This window comes from Providencia alcalifaciens (assembly GCF_915403165.1).
Lineage (GTDB): Bacteria > Pseudomonadota > Gammaproteobacteria > Enterobacterales > Enterobacteriaceae > Providencia > Providencia alcalifaciens_C.
Genome location: NZ_OU659204.1, coordinates 2,356,665 through 2,378,009 on the forward strand (window position 1 = coordinate 2,356,665; position 21,345 = coordinate 2,378,009).

The 21,345-nt window shown below is 42.5% G+C and carries 21 protein-coding genes; 19 read left to right on the forward strand and 2 right to left on the reverse strand.

The window, feature by feature from the left end; genetic code table 11:
* Positions 1-3: 3 nt before the first annotated feature.
* The 14 genes from LDO73_RS10880 to LDO73_RS10945 all read left to right on the forward strand — a co-directional run bounded on the left by LDO73_RS10880 (position 4) and on the right by LDO73_RS10945 (position 15,649).
* On the forward strand, positions 4-981 hold the full coding sequence (locus tag LDO73_RS10880; protein WP_224057893.1) for a DUF6708 domain-containing protein: 978 nt from the start codon (positions 4-6) through the stop codon (positions 979-981).
* Positions 982-1,025: 44 nt separating this feature from the next.
* Positions 1,026-1,283, forward strand: a complete 258-nt coding sequence (locus tag LDO73_RS10885) for a PAAR domain-containing protein (RefSeq protein WP_006662454.1) — start codon at positions 1,026-1,028, stop codon at positions 1,281-1,283.
* Between the two features lie 3 nt (positions 1,284-1,286).
* The gene (locus LDO73_RS10890; RefSeq protein WP_224057894.1) at positions 1,287-2,426 is read left to right on the forward strand and encodes a hypothetical protein; all 1,140 of its coding nucleotides are present in this window, start codon (positions 1,287-1,289) and stop codon (positions 2,424-2,426) included.
* A gap of 30 nt (positions 2,427-2,456) precedes the next feature.
* Positions 2,457-5,792, forward strand: coding sequence for an ImcF-related family protein (locus LDO73_RS10895; protein ID WP_224057895.1), 3,336 nt, complete (start codon positions 2,457-2,459; stop codon positions 5,790-5,792).
* A 19-nt stretch (positions 5,793-5,811) separates the two neighbouring features.
* A complete protein-coding gene (locus tag LDO73_RS10900; protein ID WP_224057896.1) occupies positions 5,812-6,600 on the forward strand; it encodes a hypothetical protein in 789 nt (262 codons plus the stop codon).
* Positions 6,601-6,701: 101 nt separating this feature from the next.
* On the forward strand, positions 6,702-7,472 hold the full coding sequence (locus tag LDO73_RS10905; RefSeq protein WP_224057897.1) for a hypothetical protein: 771 nt from the start codon (positions 6,702-6,704) through the stop codon (positions 7,470-7,472).
* A 30-nt stretch (positions 7,473-7,502) separates the two neighbouring features.
* Positions 7,503-9,113, forward strand: a complete 1,611-nt coding sequence (gene tssA / locus LDO73_RS10910; protein ID WP_224057898.1) for a type VI secretion system protein TssA — start codon at positions 7,503-7,505, stop codon at positions 9,111-9,113.
* A gap of 23 nt (positions 9,114-9,136) precedes the next feature.
* Positions 9,137-10,888 carry a type VI secretion system baseplate subunit TssF gene (tssF, locus tag LDO73_RS10915; RefSeq protein WP_224057899.1) on the forward strand — a complete coding sequence of 584 codons (1,752 nt, stop codon included), beginning with the start codon at positions 9,137-9,139 and terminating at the stop codon, positions 10,886-10,888.
* A complete protein-coding gene (gene tssG / locus LDO73_RS10920) occupies positions 10,864-11,955 on the forward strand; it encodes a type VI secretion system baseplate subunit TssG (protein ID WP_224057900.1) in 1,092 nt (363 codons plus the stop codon). Before tssF ends, tssG begins: the two co-directional genes overlap by 25 nt.
* 15 nt (positions 11,956-11,970) lie before the next feature.
* Positions 11,971-12,510, forward strand: coding sequence for a type VI secretion system lipoprotein TssJ (tssJ, locus tag LDO73_RS10925; RefSeq protein ID WP_224057901.1), 540 nt, complete (start codon positions 11,971-11,973; stop codon positions 12,508-12,510).
* 1 nt (position 12,511) lies between these two features.
* A complete protein-coding gene (gene tssE, locus LDO73_RS10930) occupies positions 12,512-12,940 on the forward strand; it encodes a type VI secretion system baseplate subunit TssE (RefSeq protein ID WP_004912512.1) in 429 nt (142 codons plus the stop codon).
* Positions 12,941-12,963: 23 nt separating this feature from the next.
* On the forward strand, positions 12,964-14,310 hold the full coding sequence (locus tag LDO73_RS10935; protein WP_224057902.1) for a VasL domain-containing protein: 1,347 nt from the start codon (positions 12,964-12,966) through the stop codon (positions 14,308-14,310).
* A gap of 154 nt (positions 14,311-14,464) precedes the next feature.
* The gene (locus LDO73_RS10940; protein WP_224057903.1) at positions 14,465-14,977 is read left to right on the forward strand and encodes a sterol desaturase family protein; all 513 of its coding nucleotides are present in this window, start codon (positions 14,465-14,467) and stop codon (positions 14,975-14,977) included.
* A gap of 129 nt (positions 14,978-15,106) precedes the next feature.
* Positions 15,107-15,649: a DUF3304 domain-containing protein gene (locus tag LDO73_RS10945; RefSeq protein WP_224057904.1), complete on the forward strand. Its 543-nt coding sequence runs from the start codon at positions 15,107-15,109 to the stop codon at positions 15,647-15,649.
* 137 nt (positions 15,650-15,786) lie between these two features.
* Here the strand turns inward: LDO73_RS10945 and LDO73_RS10950 are convergent, their stop codons facing one another.
* The gene (locus LDO73_RS10950; protein WP_224057905.1) at positions 15,787-16,683 is read right to left on the reverse strand and encodes a hypothetical protein; all 897 of its coding nucleotides are present in this window, start codon (positions 16,681-16,683) and stop codon (positions 15,787-15,789) included.
* 101 nt (positions 16,684-16,784) lie between these two features.
* Between LDO73_RS10950 and LDO73_RS10955 the strand changes: the two genes are divergently transcribed.
* The gene (locus LDO73_RS10955; protein WP_224057906.1) at positions 16,785-17,462 is read left to right on the forward strand and encodes a DUF1345 domain-containing protein; all 678 of its coding nucleotides are present in this window, start codon (positions 16,785-16,787) and stop codon (positions 17,460-17,462) included.
* 151 nt (positions 17,463-17,613) lie between these two features.
* Positions 17,614-17,874: a DinI-like family protein gene (locus LDO73_RS10960; RefSeq protein ID WP_224057907.1), complete on the forward strand. Its 261-nt coding sequence runs from the start codon at positions 17,614-17,616 to the stop codon at positions 17,872-17,874.
* Between the two features lie 177 nt (positions 17,875-18,051).
* Here the strand turns inward: LDO73_RS10960 and LDO73_RS10965 are convergent, their stop codons facing one another.
* The gene (locus LDO73_RS10965; protein ID WP_224057908.1) at positions 18,052-18,291 is read right to left on the reverse strand and encodes a hypothetical protein; all 240 of its coding nucleotides are present in this window, start codon (positions 18,289-18,291) and stop codon (positions 18,052-18,054) included.
* A gap of 161 nt (positions 18,292-18,452) precedes the next feature.
* Here LDO73_RS10965 and LDO73_RS10970 point away from each other — a divergent pair, with 161 nt between their 5' ends.
* From LDO73_RS10970 to LDO73_RS10980, 3 genes are all read left to right on the forward strand, one after another.
* Positions 18,453-19,127: a response regulator gene (locus LDO73_RS10970; protein WP_224057909.1), complete on the forward strand. Its 675-nt coding sequence runs from the start codon at positions 18,453-18,455 to the stop codon at positions 19,125-19,127.
* Positions 19,117-20,484, forward strand: coding sequence for a sensor histidine kinase (locus LDO73_RS10975; protein WP_224057910.1), 1,368 nt, complete (start codon positions 19,117-19,119; stop codon positions 20,482-20,484). Before LDO73_RS10970 ends, LDO73_RS10975 begins: the two co-directional genes overlap by 11 nt.
* 125 nt (positions 20,485-20,609) lie before the next feature.
* Positions 20,610-21,185 (forward strand): cysteine hydrolase family protein, encoded by a 576-nt coding sequence (locus tag LDO73_RS10980; protein WP_224057911.1) that lies wholly within the window; start codon positions 20,610-20,612, stop codon positions 21,183-21,185.
* The last annotated feature ends 160 nt before the right edge of the window (positions 21,186-21,345 follow it).

Below are 21,345 nucleotides of genomic sequence, written 5' to 3' on the forward strand. Positions count from 1 at the left end.
ATCATGAAAAAAATTAAAGAAACATTAGTTCGCTTTTCGATTAATCGTTTTTTAGACAGTGATGACTTGGCAAACCATTTACGTCAAGGTCAGCATATCGAACACATTACACAACAGGATTTAACAAGTGACTTATCTCTCATCAAATTAAACTCCACTTTTTTAGAAGTGACTGATGTTCACTATAAAGATAGGGGATTTGTTTCTTTTGTTGTTTTGATTTATCTTGCCTTAGCGACTTATTTCACCGTTAATGCTATTTTTTTTCCTCTGAATTTAGATTGGTTTAAGATTTCAATTTCTGTTCCATTCATATTAATTGCGCTTTATGTACTCAAAATTGAATGGTTTATTTATACACACTACCCTATCCGTTTTAATCGTAAAAAACAGCTTGTTCACCTTTTTCGCACTAATGGCGCGGTGCAAACTATCCCTTGGCAAAATATCTATTTTACCTTACGACAAGAAAAACCCAATGGTCTCAGCCCTAAAATGTGGTACCTGTGTGGTCACATCCTCGATGATGAAAAGTTACGGGTGGTTGATACATTTACCGTCAGTATGTGCTCTCTCTATAAAGAGGAAGTGCTGCGCTTTTGGGAGTTTGTTCGCCGTTATATGGAAGATAAGAAAGGGGTGAAAGAGGTCGCTGAGATTTCTCATTGGTTTTTACCCAGCAACGAGCAAAAAGAGTCGTTAGGGCTTGGTTTCCGCATGCTCAATATGCGAGTAGGTCGTATTGGGTCGATTCTGCTTTTTCCTCTGCATATACTGCAAGCCCCTGCCCGCTGGCTTTCATTTCAAACCAGTAAAATTCCCCAATGGACACCAGAGGTCGAAGCCGACTGTCAGATTGAAGACAATGACCCATACCAATTTGATTGCCACAGTGTTGATATGAAATGGCATTGGCGGTACCTGCTTTTTTGGCGCTACGCAGAAAGTACTGCGGTCGCAAAAAATCGATTGAAACGGTAAGGCTATCCTAATTAACATCTACATGTAACCAAGAGAAAATATTTATGAAAGGAATCATTCGACTCGGTGATAGAACGTCATCTGATGGTCGCGTTTTATCCGCTTCAAGTAGAATACACATACACGGCAAGGGTGTGGCGCGAGTTGGAGATACAGCCTCATGTCCCAAACACGGCACTAATCAGATCGCCGAAGGAAGTGACAAAATCAATGACCAGGGGCAAGCAATTGCTTTTCATGGACACAGACTTTCATGCGGATGTTTATTGATTACTTCTTTACCAAATATTTCAATTGGATAAAACATGATACAGCCAGATGCAACCCTTCCCCCATTAATGTCAACTCCAAATAAGTTCAATTTATTTCATGCTATCATTATTTCTTTATCTATCGGATTAATTGTATGCATTGTTTTATTTTATTTTTCTATCTTTGAAAGTAGTAATAGATTGATTTTTATTTTCTCCATATCTCTTGCTTCCTCTATTAGTATTTTTTTATTTTCTTACTTAATACATATTCAAAAAATTAGTTACATTAATCGATGGAATTTAGAACGCGATAATGTAATGAAAGAAAAAATAAAACTAAAAAGAAGGGTTATTAATGGACATTTGGTTTTTACAATGACGGCTCTAGGAAATCAGGGGAATAGTCTTTTTGCGTTAACTGATAAAAATCTTTTAAAACAAACAGAAAAAGAAGACAAATCCATAACAAAAAACGCTAACATCCCCATATTAACGTCAAAAAATAGCACAGAAAGATTCACTGGAATTCTTGACCATTTTTTATTAAGTAATACCGAATCAATATCAAAGATAGCGTCAAACAAACAAACTAGATTTGTAATTTTAGATAATATCAATGAATCATCAAAAAAATATTTAATTGAAAAAACAAATGAAACCTCAAGTAAAAACATCTCAAATCAAATTCAATTTTTACCTCCAAATAAATTAAGTACCTTTATGAATGAACAAGCCAACTTCCTAGCTCACCCCCCTATATTTTTATTAGGAATGCAAATTAATACAGAAACAAGCTACTACTCAGAAGCTGTTGTCTTACTTGAATTGTTATCTAACTCAAAAAATCATGGCGTTAATATTCACCAATCTCCCGAAAACATTCTAGATTGCTGTATAGAGAACGTTTTATCTTTCGGTGGGAATATACCTTATGCAATAGAGAACATTTGGTATAGCAATATAGATGGTTTTGAACTTAGTCAAATATTAGAAAAATTAAGCACTCTAGGTATATCACCTCAACCAAAATTGATTAATGCTAATGCCGTATTCGGTGAAACCAGTGAGTTATCAGAATTACTTTTAATCAGCTTAGCATTAGAGCAAGCTCAAAAAAGCGACTTACCACAATTAATTCTAAATACAGAAAACATGCATAAAGCCAGAATCATTTCCAATAAAAACCATTAATTAGCAATTTAAAATATAGAGACCCCTAGAATGTTATTTTACATAACCATTATCTTTGCACTTGTGTCTTTATTATTTACTTGGTTTTGGAGCGGAAGTTACGCTATAGAACCAAGCAACAAAGCCAATGCGTCATTATATATTATTTCATTATCCATATTATTTATTGGGATAGTTAAATTAATTAAAAAAATTAGAAATAAAGTTATCAAGTTTAGGATAAAAAAAGATACTTATGACTTAAATGAGGGACAACTCGGAGAAAACCTATCCGGAAAATATCAAACAGAGTTACTATCTTTACCTATAAAACAAACCCTAAAATCCCAATACGGCACTTTCTGGCATTCCAAAGTCTCCATTCAACTCCTCCTTGGCTCCCACTCCGCCGTCGAAAAACTTGCCCCTAGCCTGACCCAAGAAATCTGGCAAGAGTGTGATGGTACCCTGCTTATCTACGGTGGCGATATCGGCAGTTCTATAGACTCTGAGCGGCTAGCAACCCTCAAACACCTACGCCGACGTCGTCCGCTTGATGGTGTGATTTGGGTGACTGAAAACAGTATTTCATCCCAGCTTTTAGACAACAACGTCACGTTCACTAACCTCAATACCGCAACAGCCCACAATGCAGGGCGTGCAATCCAAAACCTCTTCCAAGAATTAGGTTGGCGTGCACCGGTTTGGGTATGGAGTGTCAGTGACCAACAATCCCTCAGCGCTGTTGAAACGCCCTCTATTCTCTGCATGACAGAGCAAAATATGCCAGCCGAGGCGCTATCGCCTAGCTTATTAAGCCTGATCCCCGCGCTCGTTATCAACGGAACCCAAGCGTTATTGCGTGAACAGAAACACACCTATCTGCTTGCTTTAGCCCAATTTCTACAAAACGGTGGCAGCCAACAGCTCGCTACCGCATTAGCCCCACTCAATACCCAATTACGTACGCTGCCTTTTTCCGGCATCGCATTTAGCCCTTCTATCAATCCGTTAAATCAGCAACGTTTACCAAATAGTTGGCACCCTGATACCCGCTGGAAAAGCTGGTTGAATGTGCAATCTGAACTGGAATCCGGTTTACAGCCTGCCTCTTTAGGCTTTGACAAAAAACGTCTCGTTCAATACGGTGCCGCTACCGCCATGACTTTGTGGGGCGCAGGTATGATTGTCTCTTACTTCGCCAATCGCCAGCTTATTGAAGAGAGCTACCAAAGCGCGAGCGTCGCCGCTAACAGCCAATTACCGGAAACTGAGCGCCTCAAAGCTCAGTATGATTTTCAGCAAACCCTAGGCTTACTCAATCACCGAGAACAAACTTCGGTGCCTTTCTGGCTCCATTTTGGGCTAAACAGTAATCAGCCACTATTAGCCCATTTATGGCCACTGTACCAACAAACGGTATTACCGCCTTTGCGTGATACCATCGCTCAACAATTGGCTCAACAATTACAGGCGTATGCTCAGCTATCCCCTAACAGTGATGACCGCCGTCAAGCCACCCAAGGGGCGTATCAAAGCCTAAAAACCTATTTAATGATGACCGTGCCAGAGCGTATGGAGCCCACCTTCTTTACTGACAGCGTGCTCACGACCCTCCCCGTTCCGCAAGGAATGAACGAAGGCGAATGGCAAACCCTCGGTAAAGAATTACTCATGTTCTATGCCCAGCAGCTACCGAAGCACCCTGAATGGCAATTAACTACCAACAATAACCTGATTAATCAAAGCCGTACTTTACTCATTCGACAAATTGGTCAACGTAGCGAAAGTGCCACGCTGTATCAAGAAGTGTTACTACAAGCGCAGCATCAGTTCCCGGATATGACATTAGATGATATGACTGGCGATACCGATGCCAGCTTTTTATTCACCACCGATGAGTTTGTCTCTGGGATTTTTACCCGCAAAGCGTGGGAAGAATCTATTCAACCCGCCATCAAAAAAGTCGTTGAATCCCGCCGTAATGAAATTGATTGGGTATTGAGTGATAGCCAGCATGATCTTAGCCAAGATATTTCGCCTGATGCGCTCAAGCAGCAGCTCACCGAACGCTATTTTGCTGACTTTTCTGATAGCTGGTTAAACTTCCTCAATAGCCTGCAATGGCGTCATACTGAAAGTTTGTCCGATACTATCGACCAGTTATCCTTGATGAGTGATGTGCGCCAGTCACCCGTCATTGCGTTGATGAATACCGTGGCTTACCAAGGGAAAACCGGACGTCAGCAAGAAAAGCTCGCCGACTCCTTTATGAACTCCGCGAAAGACCTGCTCAATAAAGAACAGAAACCCGTTATTAGCCAGAAAGCCGACTTTACGGGCCCACTTGAAGATACCTTCGCCCCTGTTCTGAATTTCGTGGATCCGCAAGCCACCACGCAAGCAAGCGATAACCTCAGCCTGCAAGCCTATCTTACCCGCATAACCCGCGTGCGATTAAAACTTCAGCAAGTAGTTAATGCGCCAGATCCGCAAGCAATGTCTCAATCCTTCGCACAAAGTATTTTAGAAGGTAAAAATGTCGATTTCGCCGAAGCGCGGGATATGGGCAGCTTGATTGCTGCCAGTTTTGGGCAAGAATGGCAACGCTTTGGAGATGCGTTGTTAGTGGAGCCGATGACCCAAGCGTGGCAACAATTACTCACGCCAACAGCACAAGGCATTAATAGCGAATGGCAAAATGCCATTGTCAGTGAGTGGAATAACGCTTTCGGTGGACGCTATCCTCTGAAAAATACCCAAAGTGATATCTCCTTACCGTTGATGGCGCAATATCTGCGCCCCGATAATGGCCGCATTCAGCGCTTCTTAGATACTCGCCTACAGGGTGTTCTACGCAAAGAAGGCAACCGCTGGGTACCCAATAGTACTAATGCCCAAGGCTTACGCTTTAACCCCGCCTTTTTAACCGCGCTAAATACCCTGACAGAATTAGGCGATGTGGCTTTTGCGAACGGAGAAGCACGCCTCTATTTTGAAATGCGTCCGGGCACCAGTAAAAACGTGATGCAAACTATATTGGTGATCGATAAACAAAATCTCACTTACGATAACCAATTCCCCGAATGGCAACGTTTTGTTTGGCCTGCCGATACCATCGCGTCTGGCGCATCATTAACCTGGATGACCACGTCTTCAGGTACCCGACTCTATGGCGATTATCGTGGTGTTTGGGGTCTCATCCGTTTACTCGAAACTGCCAACGTCGCGCCTTATGCGGGTAGCACCAGCAGCTATACCGTTTCGTGGGTAACACCGGATGGCATATCGCTGAATTACCAACTGCGCACCGAAATGGGTCAAGGCCCGCTGGCGCTATTAAAACTGCGCAATTTCGTTCTACCTGAAAAAATCTTTTTGGATTAAAACAAAGGACATGTTTAATATGAAATATCTAAGCGTTACACTGTGGTTTGGGCTTTTTTTGAACGTCTTATTCGTTCTTTTTATCTGGCAATTTTCTGCTCTTTTTCCTACTCATAGTGATATGTATGGCACGGGGCTTTCTTATGCAGAACGTGAAACTATAAGTATTCTTAGTGCATTACTACAACCATTCAGTATCGCTATTATTGTTCAAGTCTTCAGTGTATTAATCTTATTTAAATTTCCCAAACTAGGTTTAACACTCTCAATATTAAGTGCCATTATCATGCTTCCATTGAGCTTTGTTTTTATTGTGGGTTATCTATATAGCTATGAAAACAGGGTCAATCGAGCACTTACGCTATATAACAACACCCAAGACCCAGATATTCGTATTTTATTTAGAACCAATCAAATAAAAGCAACGTCTGTTTTCATGATTGTCGCAGGCATCATTTGCCTATTCATTGGTTTTAATTTGGGTGGGTTACTTTTAATCGTAGGAATTGTACGCTTATGTAACGCCATTAGGTTAAATAACAAGTTTATTATCGGGTTATACAACGATAATTTAATTCTTACCCCAAATGCTTACGCAAATACTTACCTTATTCCGCTGAGTGCCGTATCTGTTATTGAAAATGGCTTTAGCACGCTTGAGTTATCGGTTTCACTACCTGAATTAAATAAAAAATTCACCATAAAAAAAGATTTATTAGCGGGCGAGGATTTCTCTGAAGTTCTCGAAAAAATAGTCGCGAATATTCCGAATAGTAATGTAGAAAAGCGTCCAGTAGCCATTGAATGACTTTTATTTATTTATTTCATTAAAAATCACGAAACTATTAAAGCTTTACAATTTCGTTCTACCTGAAAAAATCTTTTTGGATTAACTAAATGGACTTATTAATGAAAAAATTTAACGCTGTTATTTATATTGGACTGCTCATTAACTGCTTAGTTATCGCATCGGTTTGGTATATTGTTGATTTAATGAATTCACAGTGGCATCTCTCCTACGATGAGCGCCAGCTTCTAGATGTCCTTAATTGGGTTCATTATCCATTTATGGCAGCGATTGCTGCCCAAATTGCCAGCTTATTTATTTTAGATTCACATCCTAAAATTGGATTAACCATCGCCATTATCAGTGCCATCGTGATGGTTCCGCTGAGCTTAATTTTCTTAACGGGTTATTTATATGCCTATGAAAATCGAATTAACCGAAGTTTAACGGAATTCACAGGTTCACAAGCCAATCTGTACATTTTCTTTAAAAAAACTCAATTAGAAACGCTCGCTATTTTATACCTGTTTATAGGGGGGATTGTTGCATTTCTAGGCTTAGGGATCGGTTGGGTTTTATGTGTGGTAGGCATCATTACATTATGCAATTTAAGACGATTAAAAAACCGTATTCTGATTGGTGTTGACCAAGATAATCTGATTCTCACACCCAATTTATATTCTAAAACCTATTTAGTACCGCTCAATTGCGTCACTGTTTTTAAAGATAATGATAACTCATTTAAATTGCACATTATTACTTCTGAAGTCAATCGCAAAATCACCCATCGTAAAACAGTGTTAATGGGTAACGATAGCACCACCATTCTTAACCATATTCTGGCTCAAATCCCTAAAAAAGAGAGTCTGCTTTCCAACTCGACCTCTCACTAGTTACGCATTTACATCGATAGGACATCACCTATGCCTTTATTAACTGCCTTGCGCACCGCTTGCTTTACTGGAAATCCGCTTGCCGCTAACCAGATTGTTGAGCAACAAGTAGCACTATGGGAGCGCTGGCTACTGCCCATTACCGCCGAAAATCCAATGGGGGATGACCCCGGTTATGATGATGACTTCGAACGCATGAAAGAAGAAGTCAACAAACTCTCGGGGTCAGACACTGAGTTGATTTACGCTCTTGCCGAAAACCTACTGACCAACGTCTGCAAAGATGCGCGAGTTATCACTTACTATATTTGGGCGCGTTTGCATCGTGAAGGGGAAACAGGATTCGCCGATGGGCTTGGCCTACTCGCAGGGTTACTGCATCGCTACCATGACAGCCTATTGCCTACGCGTCCAAATAGCCGAAAATCCGCCATCGAATGGCTCGCGGGTCAACGTGTCATCGACAGTTTATCCCTCTACCCTGAGGTGGATAGCAACGAATTCTCCCGCATTGTGGCGCTACTTAGCGCGATCGTGGATGAGTTTCATACGTGGGATGAAGCCAGCCGCCCTAACCTTGCCCCCCTCTTACGTGCTTTAGAGAACCGGCTCGCCCAATCCGGTGGGGCGGATAGCGTCGTTCCGCAAAATATCAAAGCGTCTGAAAACGTCGCGACAAAGCAAACAGTCTCAGGTATCAGCCCTATCGCCCCCATCCAATCGGGTCGTGAGCTGCTCGACCAAGCCAAAGTGCTTGCCAATTATCTACGTAATCAACCCAACGGCTGGCTGTCGGGTCATCGACTGATGACATCCGTCCGTTGGGATACCCTGCACCAATCGCCACCGCAAAATCAGCAGGGTTGCACACGTTTAGCCCCACCGCGCTCGGATGCGAAAGCCCAGTTAAAACGTTTATATCTGCAACAAAATTGGTTAGAACTCACAGAACAAGCCGACCGCCTATTCGCCGAAGGGGTTAACCATCTTTGGTTAGATGTTCAATGGTACTTACACCAAGCTCTCAGTAAATCTCCTGCGCCTTGGGACGGTTGGGCGGACGTTATTGCCTCTGATTTAAAACAATTTTTACTGCGTCTACCGGGGTTAGAAAATCTCGCATGGGAAGATGGCACTCCCTTTGCTGATGAAGTGACCCTTGCGTGGATCAAACAACAGATTCTGGAAGATAACATTCAGTCTCTGCACCATATGCCAGTTCAAGGCACGGATGACGATGACAACAGCTCGATATTCGCCTTAGAGCAAGAAGCATTAACGCAAGCCGATACTGAAGGTATCGAGGCCGCATTAGCCTGGTTAATGTCTCGTCCGAATATTCAGACCACCCGCCAAAAATGGCTATTGCAGTTGGTGATGGCAAGAGTGGCAGAGCAGTTCGCCCGTCATGATTTGGCGCTGAACTTATTGCGCGAATTAGATAATCGCGCTGAGCACATGCAGCTGGCTGATTGGGAACCGCATTCCCTGTTTGAAGTCAAAGCCCGCCAATTACAACTTCTGCGCAGCAAAGCGCAACGTAACACACCGGATAAGGCCGAGTTACATCACCAAATGTCTGAATTATTGGCTCAATTGACTCGCTTAGATCCTGTCCGAGCGCTAGTACTCTACCCTTAAATTAATCAGTGAGAGTGATACGAATGGATGATTTAACCCTTCGCTATTATGATGCAGAAATGCGCTATCTGCGCGAAGCTGCGAAAGAGTTCGCCCAAGCTCACCCCGACCGGGCAGCACTATTAGATTTAGATAAAGCAGGCATTCCCGACCCTTTTGTTGAGCGACTATTTGAAGGTTTTGCCTTTTCGATGGGTCAACTGCGCCAAAAAATTGATGATGATTTACCTGAATTAACAGAAGGATTGGTCAGCCTACTTTGGCCTCATTACTTACAAACCATCCCTTCCCTGTCCGTGGTTGAACTCGCACCAGATATTCACGATATGAAATTATCGTCGGTGATCCCAGCCAATTTTGAAGTGCTTTCACGCCCGATTGGCGAGAAGAAAACCGTTTGTCGTTACCGTACCACACGGGATTTAACCTTAAACCCCATTGCGCTATCCACAGTGAATTTAACCACTGAGCCTGACGGACGTTCCGTGATCCGATTACGCTTCGATTGTGCAAAACTGGTCGATTGGAAACAGAGCCCTCTTGGTGCTATTTCCTTCTATTTAGCGGGTGACGTCCCGACCACTTACGCCCTGCATCTAGCACTCACCAAACACGTCGCGGTAACCTATATTCGCTTACCATCGTCCCCTGACCGCGTTCGTTTACCGCTGTGGTTTTCTCCCGGCGGATTTGCTGAAGAAGATCAACTGTGGCCTAAAGGCGATAGCACTTTTAGTGGCTACCAGTTATTGCTGGAGTATTTTTCTTTTCGCGAAAAGTTTTTCTTCGTCAACTTAAACGGGCTTGAAGAGATTCAATTACCCGAAGGACTAAGTCACTTTGAGCTGGAAATTGTGCTCGATACCCTGTGGGATAGCGACATTCCATTAAGTCGCGATAACCTAAAACTGCACAGCGTGCCGGTGATCAACTTATTCAATATTGAAGCTGACCCGCTCACCGTTAACGGGTTAGAAAGTGAATATTTACTGCGTCCCCGCCGCCTGCAAGATGGGCACACTGAAATTTACGCTGTTGATACGGTTCATGGCACAAGGCGAGGTGAACACATTCACTATGTTCCATTCAGTAGCTTTCGCCATCGAGGCGGTATGTTGCGCCGCAATGCACCAGAACACTACTACCACACTCGCGTTAAACGTGGTGTCAGTGGCTTGCATGATACATGGCTGATTTTAGGGGGAGAACGCGAACAGCCAACCGCCGCTCTGGAAAGTGAAACCTTATCTTTGCAATTAACCGGCACTAACGGGCAGCTTCCGCGCAAAGCGCTGCAAAGTACATTGCTCGACAGAACCGAAGAAACAAAACAAATCCCGTTGCAGGTCCGCAATTTATGTAAGCCAACCCTGCCATGCTATCCCCCAGCTGAAGACCGATTCCATTGGCGCGTTCTCAGCCACCTTGGCGCTAGCTTTCTTAATATGATGGACAACGTGGAAGTGTTACGCGGCACATTGGCGCTCTATGACTGGCGAGAAGATGATTTAAACAGTCGCAAGCTCGATGCCATGATCCACGTTGAGCAGCACCTTATCGAGCGCTTCGAAAAAGGCTTTTTACAGCGCGGTATTGCCATCGATGTTACCCTTGATAGCAACGGATTTAACGGTGAAGGTGATATTCATCTCTTTGGTGAAATGCTCAACCGCTTTTTTGCACTTTATACCGATGTGCATCTATTTAACCAATTGACTCTCCATATTTTACCAACAGGAAATAGCCTCACATGGACAGAGAACCATCCTCAGTAAATCAACTTTTTGATGCGCTAGGGGAGCGTCTACCACGGGTTAACTTCTATCGGTTTTGCCAGCTACTAGAACAGAGTAATAAACAGCGCCCACCGCTGGGTAGCACCCAAGACCCAAAAACGGATGTTATCCGGTTTCGTCCCCATCGAGGGATGGGTTTCCCTGTTACCGAAATTAAAGGCATCGATATTGAAGACCGCTACCGAGATAGCAATACGCCCAGTATTCGAACCACCTTTTTAGGGTTATATGGCGTCACATCACCATTACCCACCGCCTACCTCGATGACATCGCACAACAACGGGAAGGAACCGAATCGCTCACGGATTTTCTGGATATTTTTAACCATCGGCTCACGACGCAGTTTTACCGTATTTGGCGAAAATACTCCTATCCAGCGACCTTTTCCGCAGGTGGCGAAGATGAAACTTCCCAGTATTTGTATGGACTGATTGGCTTAGGGATCCCCGGCACTGCCCAACATGTACAAGCGCCTTTATCCCGCTTTCTAGCCTTACTGGGTACATTGCGTTTTCCAACGCGCACCGCAGAAGGAGTTGCATCTCTTGTTAAATTACTCGCACCTGATACTCACGTAAAAATCAAACCCCATGATCCGCGGCGTATCGAACAAATAACTCAAACTGGGCTATCGTGCAGAACACCAATGACCTTAACCAACAAACCCGTTTTAGGTCAGTATTCTACCGATGTAAACAGCCAAATTTTGATTACCTTACAGACAGATAACTTTGATGAAGCCCGCAATTGGCTGCCTGACGGACAACTGTATCAAGATTTAATGGCACTGTTGCATGTTTACCTAGGGTCAAGAGTCAATGCCCGTCTTTGTCTCAAATTACCCAGAAAGTTGCTCCCGAACGCAACGTTAAGCACCCAATCTCACCAAGGTGTTCAATTGGGACGTACCGCCGCGATGGGCGCATTACCCCCTAATGCCCCTCACCAAGAACACATTATTACCTTAAATTTAGGGCGCTATCAGCGATTATCGGCAACATCACACTCTACGCCGCCCTCACATTACGCTAATTATCGATTCTAATTCTGGGACTCCCCTATGAAACACATCCCTTTATTGCCATTTTGCGGCAAAACATTGGTGCTTCTGACTGCTTTAAACCTCGCTGGATGCGGACTCACTCAAATGGTCAGCGATGGCACTCGCAATGCAGCAAACGCGATATTTTATAAGCAAGTGAAAGTCGTCCATCTTGATTTTGTAGCGCGTGAAGCGCTCAATACCGATGACACAGGCGCATCGCTGTCCACCATCATTCGTGTATATCAATTAAAAGATACGGAAAGCTTTGATGAGAGTGATTACGCGTCGTTATTTGCCAAAGATAGCCAAGTACTAAAATCTTCTCTCGTGGAACAAAAAGATTTACGCATTCGCCCAGGTGAATCGATTTCCCTCGATATGCCCCTTAAAGAAGGCGCTGAATTTGTTGCCGTTGCGGTGATGTTCCATCACCCTGACCTTATCACCGATGACTGGCGCGTCGTGATCCCAATAAAACGGTTACTACCGGATGACCCACGTTTACTCACCCTCGCGGATAACGCCATGACCTTAAAACCACTTGGAGAAAAATAGCATGTCCCAGCCTTCATTATATGAAATGTTGACGGGGTATTTTGCGGGTGGATTGGATATTGATGCGATTCCAGAACATGACCAAGTGATGGTGTCTGTGATGGACAATATTCGCCGCATTCTCAACGCCAGAGCGGGCAGTATCGAGCACCTTCCCGACTACGGGCTACCTGATATGAGTAAAATGATCCAAGGTCTCCCCGGCACCGCTCACAATATGATGACCATTTTATCGGCAACGTTACTCAAGTATGAGCCTCGCATCAAATCACTCTCTTTAGTGTTATTACCGCAAAACAGCTTTGGGGCACTCCATTACGCCCTTGAGGTTGAATTACATGAGCAAGGTTTGATCCGCTATGGCACTGAGTTTATGCCTGATGGGCGCATTCTCGTCCATCATCTAAAAAAACAATTCGATACGATTTAAACCGACGACAGCGTGAGAAGACTATGAACCCAGATTTAAACACATTGCGCCTTGGTGGCGACCCGCGCACGCTGGCTGATTTTGCCGCGCTCAAAGAAGAATTAAATAAACGCTTTCACCCTGCCCGCCCTGATGTAGATTGGGCGCGTGCCCACGGACTTTGTTTGTCCTTATTCAACCAAAACGGCGCTGATTTACAAACTTGCGCATGGTTTACCCTGATCCGCCAGCATCAAAATGGCATCGCGGGATTAAACGAAGGCTTATCGTTACTCCAACATTTACTGAGCCGCCACTGGCAAGGATTATGGCCACAACAGACCCATGCCCGGGTTGAAATTCTCGCGACGCTGAGCCAACAATTGATGACGGGGCTACGCGCCCATGCGCCTGTTTATGCAGACCTGCCAGCACTGTATCAAACTGAAGCGACGCTCAACCAAATCGGACAGTTACTGCAAACATTAGAGCTCAAACACCTTACTCAGCTGGAACGACTGCAAAACTTGCTCACCACCCAAGCCAAGCAGCTCGAAAATACCGATGTTCCTGATAGTGGTTTTATTCCACCAACGCCGCTGCAATTGCCAAAAACCTCGCCATCGTCATTTCATGCCCGTACCGCCGCAACGCCAATTTCCATCAAAGCCAATGCCACCATCAGCGCACCGACACCAACCCAGCCTTCTTACCGCAAAGGCATTTGTGTGGGTCTGGCTTTCGGTATTGTGCTCACAGGCGCGCTGTGTGCAGGCACCTTGTATGTCTTACACCCACAAATCAATAACCACGTTTTAGCGCAAGCTCTCCCACAGCTCCCTGACTTTACGCCGAATATTGCTTCAATACTTGAGCAACAATTACAGCCTAATGCCGCGCAACCCAATAGTTTTTCTCCAGAAAAACTCAAGATAATCGATAACTACCTCGTGGAATTAGAGTCCGTCTCCCCTATTTGGTCTCAGCAGTATGGATTAAATATGGTCAGTTACCTCACGAAGCAATATGGTGAACGGCAAGAAGTCAGCACATTTAATGATAAATGGCAGCAAAATATGCAAATTAATGCGTTATCTAGCGATAAATTACAACAATGGTCTGAGGGGATGACGGAGTTAAACAATCTCAGTACACGCTTAGATAGCCTTGATGGTAAACCGCGCAGCTATATCACGGGGTCTGAATTAAAAACCGTGATTTTCAATGCCCGCCAGCACTTTAATCAAAGCGTTCCGTTAGAAGAAGAATTACGCCGCCTTGAGCAACTTCAAACCCAAGGCTCCGTCCCTGAGTCTGAATACCAACGGATTGATAACCATTTTAAACAGCTACTCAATCGCTATGCGTTGATAAGACAAGATAAGTCTTAATGCAATTTCTGCTCTGAATTCTACATTTGAATGAGGAGTTTCCCCTAGCTCTTCCTCAAAATTGATTACTATCAATTGAATGGAACTGCACTTTTTATGAGTGTCAATTTTCTATGAATAGCGATTCTCTACAAATAACAAAGGATGTTTTTTAATGAAATGGAATTTAACTCGAACGCAATATATGGCTGATTTTATTGTTGTTCCTATTTACGTGATTGTGGCATTTACTGTGGCACTTTTTCGTGAAAGTGCTCAATTATCTTGGTTGCTCTATTTTATGTTGGGATGGTGTATTTGGACGCTGATGGAATATATTATTCATCGCCATGGCTTCCATTTTTACTATAAAAGAGATCACGCAAGACACCATGTAAAACCGAAAGCATGGATAGGAACAACCCCTTTAGTCAGCACCTCGCTCCTCGCCATTATTTGGGGCTTATGTGCTATTATCAGTAATAATATCGGGTTAGGTAGCATTATTTTTATTGGTTTTTGCTTTGGTTATTATAGTTATATTGGTATTCATTATTTAATTCATCATTCTAAGCTGGCAATTATTAACACCCTTCGCCACCATCATGAATTACACCATCGTAACCCTCGCATCAATTATGGTGTTTCCGTCAGATTTTGGGATTATATATTTAGAACGAAAGCGTAATATTAATCTATTTTCCCCTTGATAACGCGTTACTCAGATACGTTACTTCTATTTATTGAATACATGTCAACCTGACAAGAGATTATGCTCAGAAGCAGTACAAACAAGCCATAAAGAGGAGCCTGCCGAATGCCCGAAATAAATCACTTTCGTTCATTTGTCCTACACGGAACGATTACCACCATTCTATATGCGCTGGTTTTAATACTATCGGGTTGCTCTCTCGCTGATCGCAAAAACCAGCCCATGGCAGCGGGTTTAAGTGGCTTTAACCATACACAAGGCAGTATTACTTCATTTTCGGTGAATGGCTCAAGTGCCAGCGTCGGTGGCGTTCAATGCTGCGTTCTACTCCCCGCTAAATGGGCTCCCGGTCTTCACGCCAGAATAAAATGGGAAAGTTTGGATAAAAGTAAACTGTCGCCAATGCCTAAATTTAGTCAAGTAGAAGCCTATAAGCGGTGGGAGGCGGAACTAGAACGCTACAGTACCCAACATGAAGTCAGTGTGCCGATCCCAGAATATGACAGTAAAACGGCCTGCGGCTTAGCTGTACATTTTTTGCCTTGCAACCAAGTTAAAGTGACCACATCTTGTAAAAGCTATGGTTCTGATGATTACCCCATTAACGAACCGGTTGATATGAAGGAGCCTGCCGTATGTCCGAAATAACCAACGCCAAAATGCCGACGTAGGCACTGCATTTCCCGAAATTGGCGAATGTCGCATTAACAACAAATCTCTGTCATTTAAATTGTGCTTATTTTCCCTTACCCTCATACCGATATTTCTTGCAAATATTCCCTTTCTTATCGGTCGCTATTTATGCCATCAAAATCAACTTCTCCCGTGATTTTATCGATATCAAAATACGCAATAACTGGGGTGGTCAGGGGATCTCCTGCGCCTCGACACCCTACAGATTGGTGATCTTCACGCACTAGCAATCTCATGAAATCCGCGCTATTAATTCCCTCATAAAACAGGCATCTATCTTCTGTACTCAACCATAATGAAATCACTCGGGTTGCTAAGTCTAATTCAGAAGGATTCACATCATTGCGATAACTATCCCCATGATGCAGTTGCCATAGCTGGTCTTTTCTCAGCCATCCCCTAACTATATCACCCGATACCGTATAGTAATTGACAAGAACAAACTCCCCTTCTACTTCCATTTGACCAGACACTTGGTCGCCAGCAATCACGAAAACATCCTCGACTAAACATGTGTCATTCGGTGCAGAATAAAAATACGCTTTTCCATCGCCAACGACTTGATAATGGTTATTCTTAGCCGGAAGCGTCAGCGGATAGCCTCCCTTTTTAATCTCCAAACACTCATTCGTTGCCGTGACTTTATTTTCTATAGGTACAAATGATTTTGCAGGCACCCAACCTGTAACAAATTGATTATTCTTGTCTCGATAACGAATATAGAAATATTGCTCACCATTTAATTCATTGATTTCTCGAAATACCTCAACTTTATCACCCGGAATAATAAACGTGGATAGCTGGCACTGTTTATCCGGTGCAGAATAAAAATAGGCTTTATCCTTAACTATCGCGGAACTAAAGTGAAAACCTGCTTCAGCGGTAGAAAAGTCAGCGGCCTCTTCACACCGTTCATTTGAATATAACGGGTCATTTGCATATAACGGCGCTGAAAAACACAGCAGCAAACATAAATAAAACTGTTTCATTTCATTCCTTGAAACGCAGTAATTAGTGCATCCTTTTTACCAGTGATATACTCAATTTACTTTAGGAAAAACACCCGATTATTAAATTCAAGGAATACCCCATGCTTCGCTGTGCTGCTCGCATCACCCACCAGCTACGTCATGCATTTCATTCTCGGCCGCGTTTTTTGGTCTCGCTTATTGTTGCTTTCATCACTTTCTTCGCTTTATTTAAAACACAAAGTCTGATTATTAACTTAATTATCAGTTGGAACGCATTTGCGTGGTGCTATTTACTGTTTCTGTTCCAGAGAATTATTAGCCACAATGTGAAAGACATTCGCAAGCTGACGAAAATCGAAGATGAAAGCGCAAGCATGGTAATATTTTTCTTAATGTCAGGCTGCTGCGTCAGTTTATTAGTCTTATTTTTTGCCTTGGGTGGGCACAGTGATATCCCGAAAGCCGATAAAATTTACTCCTATATTTTAACAGCCTCGACATTGATATCCTCTTGGCTGCTCTTACCCACGGGCTTTACCATGCACTATGCCCATCTCTATTACGGCAATAGTGAAAATGAAAAACCGTGGTTAATTTTCCCCGATAAAATCACCCAGCCGAGCTATTCGGATTTTATGTATTTCTCATTCACCATTGCTGTCGCCTCACAAACAGCAGATGTGGAAGTTGCCTCAACCCCTATGCGTCGCGCGGTATTGCTTCAATCCGTTATTTCGTTTGTCTTTAATATGGCAATTTTAGGGTTGTGCATTAATATCTCTGCCAGCTTCTTTTAAAGGGTAAACACCCTTTATCGGAATAACTTGCCGAAATAAAAAGAGTTAGCCGACTGACACAATAAAAAAATATTCAATGCGGGATATTGACAATATCCCCATATAGATCTAAAAATACTGTATATTAATACAGTCTTTAGTAGAGGCTATTATGTTACGCATCGAAGTGTTATTTGATAAGAATTCACCGCAAAAACCAAGTAGCTTGGTTTTACAAGCTTTAGAGTCTGAGATTTTACGCAAGCTACAGTCACAGTACCCTGATATGGTCACTCGAGTAGGCTTTAGCTCTCAGCAGGCGATTAATATTTCAGGAACGAAGATTGCGGGTGACAAATTACGCATTGAAGAGATCTTAGAAGAAATTTGGATGGATGACGGCTGGCTACCTGAAGCAAATACCGATGACTAAATAACTAGATGATTAGCAGAGAAATGGAAGGTAATATCCATCTTCCATTTCTTAATTCGTTATTCTTTGAAGTTAATCTGAATCACTTCCAATGTGTTCCTGCCTATCGCTTATACGCTTCTGCGTATAAAAGCCGATAGCGCCACAATTCACTATTCCGCCACTTACGAAAGAATATTAATAAAGTCTCTGACGAAGATACGATTTAAACTCATTCACCGGATTACGTTTCGTTTTGCTCACTTCAAGTACCCGAGCCTCTATTAAGCAAGTTTTCGCATCAGTGCATCGCTGAACTTCATTTAATTTCGTCGTATTCAACGTCAATTGTGGCTTATTGAAACTCTCCCCCATAAATAGCATGGCAATAAAAATGATCCCGATAAATAGAGGCACTTCAATATACGCTTGTTTCATGATGAATGCTCTTGTTATGGTTGTTGAGGGTATATTAGTGCTTTTGCATTTTCGTACCTTAATATTTGGTTAAACCAACCTTAAGGGATGCTTAAGGGAATAAATATCCTAGTTGCTGGGTGAGCTGAGTCTGCTTATACTCCGCAGCAGAGGGAATAAATATGAATATTTTATTGGTAGAAGACGATCTTCAGCTTGGCAAAGCGTTATGTCGTGGACTGGAATTAGCCGGATTTAATCCTTGCTGGGTTAGATTATTATCGGATGCTAAGCAGCAATTACAGACACACAATTTTGATGTCATGCTTTTAGACTTGGGATTACCTGATGGTGATGGTCAAGATGAATTAATTTCATGGCGTCAATCTGGAGAATCGATACCGATTATTATTCTTACCGCCCGCAATAAAATGGATAATTTAGTGGCGAGTTTAGATTCTGGTGCTGATGACTTCTTAACAAAACCCTTTGAGATGCCAGAGTTAATTTCTCGTGTAAAGGCTATTAGCCGCCGTATGGCCGGGTTTTCATCTGAAATTTGGCAATTGGATAATCTGCAATTAAATCCGTTAAACCACCAAGTCACCTTGGATGGTCAATTATTATTACTCTCCGGTAAAGAATATCTGTTGCTATACGAGTTAATTAAAAATGCCGACAATGTCGTGCGAAAAACAGATTTAGAGCAACGTTTATTTGGCTTGGATGATGTGGAAAGTAACTCCCTTGAAGTCCACATTCATAATTTACGCCGCAAAATTGGTAAAGACAGAATTATTACTATCCGTGGCATCGGTTATTTACTAAAAAAAGAAGCGCAATCTGGTGAAGATTAAATCCTTTCTTGTCTACACATTTGGTATTCAGATTGGCGCAGTCATCTTTTTATGGCTGCTGCTAGTGGGTTGGCTGCAATTTTTTTATCTACCTGATTTGGTCGATGATGATGAATTTAACCAACAACAGCAGATTGTCACACAGGGTATTGCTCGTACGCTAGGGACCGTTTCAGGCACCCCAGAATATTTCGATAAACTCGCCGTTATCCTACAAAAAATGTATACCGATGCCATGGAAAACGGCATCGAAACTAGCTATAAGCCTTATATGGTGGTGCGGGATAATCGGGGGCATGTGTTATATCGCAATAGTGAAAAAATTTCGGACCCATCACTAAAATCTGTCGAGAAGCTAACTGCCCAACATAAAGATTGGCATTTCACTTCGGCATGGGATGATGACCATACCCTCGAAGTTGTGATTGCAGAATCGTATCTTGAACGACGAAAGTTAATCGGTAACCCAGCGGAAGGCACTGCCATTCCTCTCGCCTTTATCTTGGGTATAATGTTAATCGCTATTTTGATCACTGCCTATTTTAGTATTCGTCCAATTAAGCAAGTCGCTAAAGTTATTTCATCGCGTCAGCCGGGAAATTTAACGCCGATTGATACCAAAGATATGTATAAAGAAACTCGCCCCATTATTTCTGCCATTAACCAATTAATGGCGCGAGTTGATGCCGCGAATTTGCGAGAAAAACGTTTTATGGCAGATGCGGCTCATGAATTGCGGACTCCGATTGCAGCGGTGACCGCACAATTACATTTGTTAATGCATATCGATAATCCAAAAGAAAAAGCCGAGATTATTAATGATATGAAAGAGACACTAACGCGAGCCGCCTCTTTATCTCATCAATTAATTGATCTCGCACGTTTGGAAGCGGAAGATTTTGCCATTCGTAAAGAGCAAATTGATTTACCGATGTTAATCGGTAATCTCATTTCATCCCATATTCCTTATGCTCTCAATAAACATATTGATGTGGAATTATCCAGCCCAGATTCTTTTTATGTCGAAACCGATAAGCTGGCGCTGAGTAATGTGTTCACTAATTTAATCGAAAATGCGATTAAATATTCTCCAGAAAAAGCCAAAATAAAAGTGACACTGACAGATCTCACCCCTTTTGGGGCCACCATTACAATTCAAGATAATGGACGCGGTATTCCAGAAGAGAGTCGTACACATCTATTTTCTCGTTTTTATCGTGTGCCCGGAACATTAGAAACAGGAAGCGGTTTAGGATTATCTATTGCCCATAATCTGGCATCAAAAATAGGTGCAACATTAAAAGTCACTGATGGATTAGAAAATAAAGGTATTGGATTTATTATTGATTTGCCTTAATTGAGGGGGCAGTCGAGAATAATACCATTATTTAAAATAATGTTATTCAGTTAACATCCCTAGTGCTCAATAAGCATTACAATCCCCTATTACGTTAAATTACTTAGCCATAAGAAGGGGCAATAATGTCACAGGCGCTAATCATCATTGATCTTATTAACGATATTGTGGGTAAAAATGGTTTATCCAATAGCAGTTATTCCCAAGCCAATTCCCGAAATATTATTGAAAAGGCGAATCAAGCCGCTAATTACGCTAGAAGTCAGCGAATTCCTGTTATTTGGGTCAAAGTTGGCTTTAGCGATAATTATCAAGACATCCCCGCTGGCTCTCCACTTTTTTCACAAGCTAAACAGAAAGGCGCATTCAAATTAAGCGGCTATGGCTGCCATTGGGTGGAAGATTTGGAAGTTCATATGCAAGACAGAGTTATCATTAAGAAAGGTGTTTCGGCATTTGCAGGCAATAAACTCCACCAATGGCTCAACGATAATAATATTACTCAGCTCTATTTCGGTGGAGTAAGTTCCGTGATGGCAATCCAAAGTAGTGTGAGGCAAGCCCATGATTTAGGCTATTTTTGCCATGTCCTCGAAGATGTGTGTGCCGCTGCAACCATTGAACTACACGAACAAAGTATGCAGGCACTGGCAGGTCTAGCCACGATTTCATCCAGCAAAACCTTTATGCAAGGCAAATAACCGTCATGACGAGTATGTTGTAAACAATAATTTACAATCCTCAACTTAAAAATTAGTTTAATATTTAAAATATCTTTTGGTTGATTATTGACTTTGATCAATAAAAAACTAGAATGCTCCTACGTGATCAAGATCACACATTAACATTCGGAGCGAACAT